At 77.2% G+C, this 4,228-nt stretch carries 6 protein-coding genes; 4 read left to right on the top strand and 2 right to left on the bottom strand.

What is annotated here, in order from left to right; genetic code table 11:
* A partial coding sequence (locus PSR1_RS22065) for a lytic transglycosylase domain-containing protein (RefSeq protein WP_152643417.1) occupies positions 1–550 on the top strand: 550 nt, incomplete at its 5' end.
* A 9-nt stretch (positions 551–559) separates the two neighbouring features.
* Here the strand turns inward: PSR1_RS22065 and PSR1_RS22060 are convergent.
* The gene (locus PSR1_RS22060) at positions 560–1,426 is read right to left on the bottom strand and encodes a ribonuclease D (RefSeq protein ID WP_059439484.1); all 867 of its coding nucleotides are present in this window, start codon (positions 1,424–1,426) and stop codon (positions 560–562) included.
* 58 nt (positions 1,427–1,484) lie between these two features.
* The gene (locus tag PSR1_RS22055) at positions 1,485–2,417 is read right to left on the bottom strand and encodes a pseudouridine-5'-phosphate glycosidase (protein WP_059439483.1); all 933 of its coding nucleotides are present in this window, start codon (positions 2,415–2,417) and stop codon (positions 1,485–1,487) included.
* A gap of 94 nt (positions 2,418–2,511) precedes the next feature.
* On the opposite strand from PSR1_RS22055, the gene PSR1_RS22050 reads away from it, so the two are divergent.
* From PSR1_RS22050 to PSR1_RS22040, 3 genes are all read left to right on the top strand, one after another.
* A complete protein-coding gene (locus PSR1_RS22050; protein WP_059439482.1) occupies positions 2,512–3,276 on the top strand; it encodes a lysophospholipid acyltransferase family protein in 765 nt (254 codons plus the stop codon).
* Positions 3,277–3,340: 64 nt separating this feature from the next.
* Entirely contained in the window at positions 3,341–3,814 is a 474-nt protein-coding gene (locus PSR1_RS22045; RefSeq protein ID WP_059439481.1) for a hypothetical protein, read from the top strand.
* Positions 3,815–3,819: 5 nt separating this feature from the next.
* Positions 3,820–4,182 carry a response regulator transcription factor gene (locus PSR1_RS22040; RefSeq protein WP_059439480.1) on the top strand — a complete coding sequence of 121 codons (363 nt, stop codon included), beginning with the start codon at positions 3,820–3,822 and terminating at the stop codon, positions 4,180–4,182.
* Positions 4,183–4,228: the final 46 nt, after the last annotated feature.

The following is a 4,228-nucleotide window of genomic DNA, read 5'->3' as shown; positions in this document are numbered from 1 at the left end:
CCAGAGCGCGCGCACGCTGCGCTGGTCGCACCCCGAGCCGTACCCGGAGCTGCTCCCCGCCCGCGCCCGGGCGTTCGGCGTGGATCCCGCGCTCGTGCTGGCGGTGATGCGGCGCGAGTCGAGCTTCCGCCGCGCGGTGCGGAGCGGCGCCGGGGCCGAGGGGCTGCTGCAGCTCCGGCCCGTCACCGCCGAGCGGCTGGCGGCGCTGCTGGGCGTGCCCGGCGGCGTCGGCGACCGGCTCGACCGGCCCGAGGTGAACGTGGCGCTCGGGGCGCACTACCTCGGCCTGCTCGGCGCCCGCTTCACGGACCCGGCGGTGGTGCTCGCGGCCTACAACGCCGGCCCGGGGCCGGCGTCGGAGTGGGCCCGGGCGCGCGCCGGCATGCCGCTCGACGCGTGGGTCGAGTGCATCCCGTACCGCGAGACGCGCCAGTACGTGAAGGTCGTGCTGTCCGACTGGGACGTGTACCGCCGGCTGTCCGGCGGCGCCCCCGCGCCCATCGACCCGGCGCGGGCGGTGGCGGCGCCGGCGCCCGGCGTCGGGTTCTAGCGGGCTCGCCTAGCCGGCCGCCTTCAGCGCGGCGGCGATGGTCTCGCCCATGCGCCCGAGCACCGACGGCGTGACGCCCGGGATGGCCGCGAGCGCCTCGCGCGTGGCCGGGCGCCGCCGGGCGATCTCCAGCATGGCGGGCTCGCCGAGCACCTTGAACGGCGGCCGGTCCGAGGCGCGGGCGCGGTCCTCGCGGGCGATCCAGAGCGCGCGCAGCACCGCCTTGCCGGGCGCGTCGAGCTCGCGGGCCCCCTTGATGCGCCGCCAGCCCTCCGGGTCGAACACGCGCTCGCGCGCCACGACCGAGGCGATGCGCTGCGACTCCTTCCACGCCTCCTCGAGCGCGCCGCGCGCGGCCAGCTCGCCGGTGAGGAGGTCGAACAGCGGCAGCAGGAAGTGCGTGTCCAGCGCGGCGTAGGCGAGCTGGTCCGGGGTGAGCGGCCGCCGGCCCCAGTCGGACCGCTGGAACGCCTTCGAGAGCCGCACGCCGAAGTGCGACTCCACCAGCGCCGACAGGCCGAGGCCGGGCCGTCCCAGCCGCCGCGCCGCCACCATGGTGTCGAACAGCCGGGGGATGCGCCAGCCGTACTCGCGGTGCAGGCAGCGGACGTCGTAGTCGGCGCCGTGCAGCACCACCTCGCGCCCGTCGCACAGGATCTCCCCGAGCGGGCGGACGTCCACCGAGATGGGGTCCACCACGAAGTCCTGCGCCCGGGTGGAGAGCTGCAGCAGGCACACCCGCTCGCGGTAGACGTGGAAGCTGTTGGACTCGGTGTCGAGCGCGAGCACCCGCTCGCCCGCCAGCGCGTCGAGCAGCCGGGAGAGCGCGTCGGGATCGGAGACGAAGACGGGGCTGGGGCGTGGGGCGGCGGACATCGGACGCGGCATTCTAGAGGAGCGCGGCCCGCGCGGCTCGCGATTCGCCCCGAAATCCTCAGCCGGCGGCGGCCGCCAGCGCCACGGCCACCTCCCCGGCGACGGCGGCGTTCCGCTCCAGGAGCGCCAGGTTGGCGGCGCGCGCGCGCCCGCGGGTGGCCCGGGAGACCGCCTCCAGCAGGAACGGGGTCACCGCCTTGCCGCGGATCCCCCGCGCGCGCGCGTCCTCGAGCGCCGCGGCGATGGCCGCCTCCACCACCTCGCGCGCCACCGCCTCGGGCGGCGGGACCGCGAGCAGCACGCCCTCGCGCCGGCGCAGCGCGTCCCAGTGCAGCCGCAGCACCCGCGCCGCCGCGGCGGCGTCCTCCACGCGGTGCTCGAGCGCGATGCCGCTCCCGTCCGAGTAGAACGCCGGCAGCTCCGAGGTGCGCCAGCCCAGCACCGGCACGCCCAGCGTCTCGAGCGCCTCGGCGGTGGCGGCCAGGTCGAGGATGGCCTTCGGCCCGGCGGAGACCACGCACACCGGCGCCCGCGCCAGCTCGGCGAGATCCGCCGAGACGTCCGCGGCGCCGGCGGCGGGCTCCCCGGGCGCGAGCCGGTGCACTCCGCCGATGCCGCCGGTCGCGAAGACGCGGATCCCCGCGAGTGCGGCCACCGCGGCGGTCGCGGCCACGGTGGTGCCCGCGTCCCGCCCGGCGGCGCAGAGCGCGGCGAGGTCGCGCGGCGACGCCTTGGCCGGCCGCCGCGCCGGATCCGCGAGGCGCTCCAGCGCGGCGTCCTCGGCGCCGACCACGACCTCGCCCGCGACCACCGCCACGGCGGCCGGCACCGCGCCGGCGGCCCGCACCGCGGCGGCGCAGCGGCGGGCCGCCTCCAGGTTGTGCGGGGGCGGGAGGCCCTGGGCCACCACGCTCGTCTCCAGCGCCACCACCGGACCGCCGGCGGCGAGCGCCGCGCGGACCTCCTCGGCCAGCCTCAGGGGAGGGTTCACCGCCACAGTCTAGCGCCGCGGAAGGGGGCCGGGCGCGTGCTATATACCCCCCGCCCCGCCCCGCCCGGCCGGGCCCCGGTCTCGAGAGGCACCCATGCTGGCGCGCGCCCGCGGCTTCGTCGTCCTCGTCTACTGCGCCATCTCGATGGCGTTCTTCTTCTTCGTCAGCCTGCCGGTGATGCTCCTCACCGGCTCGGGGGACCTGCCCATCTGGTTCGCGCGGTTCGCCTGGTCGCCCTCGTGCCTGTGGCTCACCGGCTCCCGCGTGCACCTCGAGCCGCTCCCGCCGCTGCCCGACGGGCCGCTCATCTTCGCGTCCAACCACGAGAGCGCGCTCGACATCTGGGTGCTGTTCAAGGTCCTCCCGCGCAGCGTGCGGTTCATCGCCAAGGCCGAGCTGTTCCGCCTCCCGGTGTTCGGCGCGTACATGCGGCTCGGCGGCCACGTGCCGGTGGACCGCCGCAACCACGGGCAGGCGGTGCAGTCGCTCCGCCAGGCCGGCGAGGTGGTGCGCGCCGGGACCTCGCTCATCGTCTTCCCCGAGGGCACGCGCTCGCTGGACTGCCGCGTCCACCCGTTCAAGAAGGGGCCGTTCGTGGTCGCGATGGAGGCCGGCGTGCCGGTGGTGCCGGTGGCCATCTCCGGCAGCGGCAAGGTGACGCCGAAGCGCATCATCGCCATCTGGCCCGGGCCGATCCGCGTCGCGGTGGGCGAGCCGGTCAGCCCCGCCGACTTCCCCGACCGGACCGCGCTGCTCACCGAGGTGCGCCGGCGCGTGATCGCGCTGCACCGGCGGATCGGCGGCGCCGGCGGCGACGAGGCCACGGCGGTCGCCACGGTGGGGATGGAGGGCGTGTGAGACACGGCGGACGCGGGCCTACCCGCTTGTCGGGCCGCGGCGGCGGGCGGTAGGCTCGCCCGCCATGAAGGAGACGCTCCGCCCCGACCCGGTCGCCGCCGCGCAGCGCGTGACGCACCTCGCGCGCGACCTGGCCCAGGACGTCGCCGACGGCTACCGCAAGTCCACGCGCGGCTTCCGGCTGCGCGCCGCGGTGGTCGCCTCGTGGGCGCTCCTCTCGCTCGGCACGGTGTGGGTGGCGTGCCCGTCCTCCGGCCCGCGCAACGCGCTCGGCGCCGAGGTGCGGATGAGCGACGAGGTCATCGGCACGCAGATCATGGTGTGGAACGCGTCGGACCGGATCTGGACCGACGTGGTGCTCACGCTGGAGGGCGGCTGGAGCTTCCGCACGCCCACCGTGCGCGACGGGCAGAAGCTGGTCGTCGCCACCAGCCGCTTCGAGAAGGACGGCGCGCCCGCCCCGGCGCACCTGAAGCCGCGCTCGCTCCGGGTGGAGTGCAGCGAGGGCAAGCTGGACGCGCCGCTGGCGCAGAGGTGACGCGCGTGCCCACGCCCCGCGTCCTGCTCGTCGACGACGACGCCGCCATCTGCGAGTTCCTCGCCACGCTGCTCGAGCTGGAGGGGCTCCTGCCCCGCATCGCGCCGGGCGCGCAGGAGGCGCTCGGCGCGCTGGCGGACGCGGACGCGGTGCTCCTCGACGTGGCCATGCCGGGCGTGGACGGGCTCGAGCTGTGCCGGCGCATGCGCGCGGCCGGGTTCGGCGGGCCGATCCTGGTCGTCTCGGCGCGGCCCGGCCCGGACCTGCCGCGCAAGGCGGTCGAGGCGGGCGCGAGCGGCTTCGTCCGCAAGCCGTTCGACAACGCCGAGCTGATCGGCTGCCTGCGCGGCCTGCTCGCCGCCGCCTGAGCCGTCCGGACCGCGGGTCACGCCTCGCCGCCGGGCCGCCCGGCGG

It is taken from the genome of Anaeromyxobacter sp. PSR-1, from assembly GCF_000964525.1.
In the GTDB taxonomy this organism is placed as follows: Bacteria; Myxococcota; Myxococcia; order Myxococcales; family Anaeromyxobacteraceae; genus Anaeromyxobacter.
This window is presented reverse-complemented; position numbering and strand designations above follow the sequence as displayed.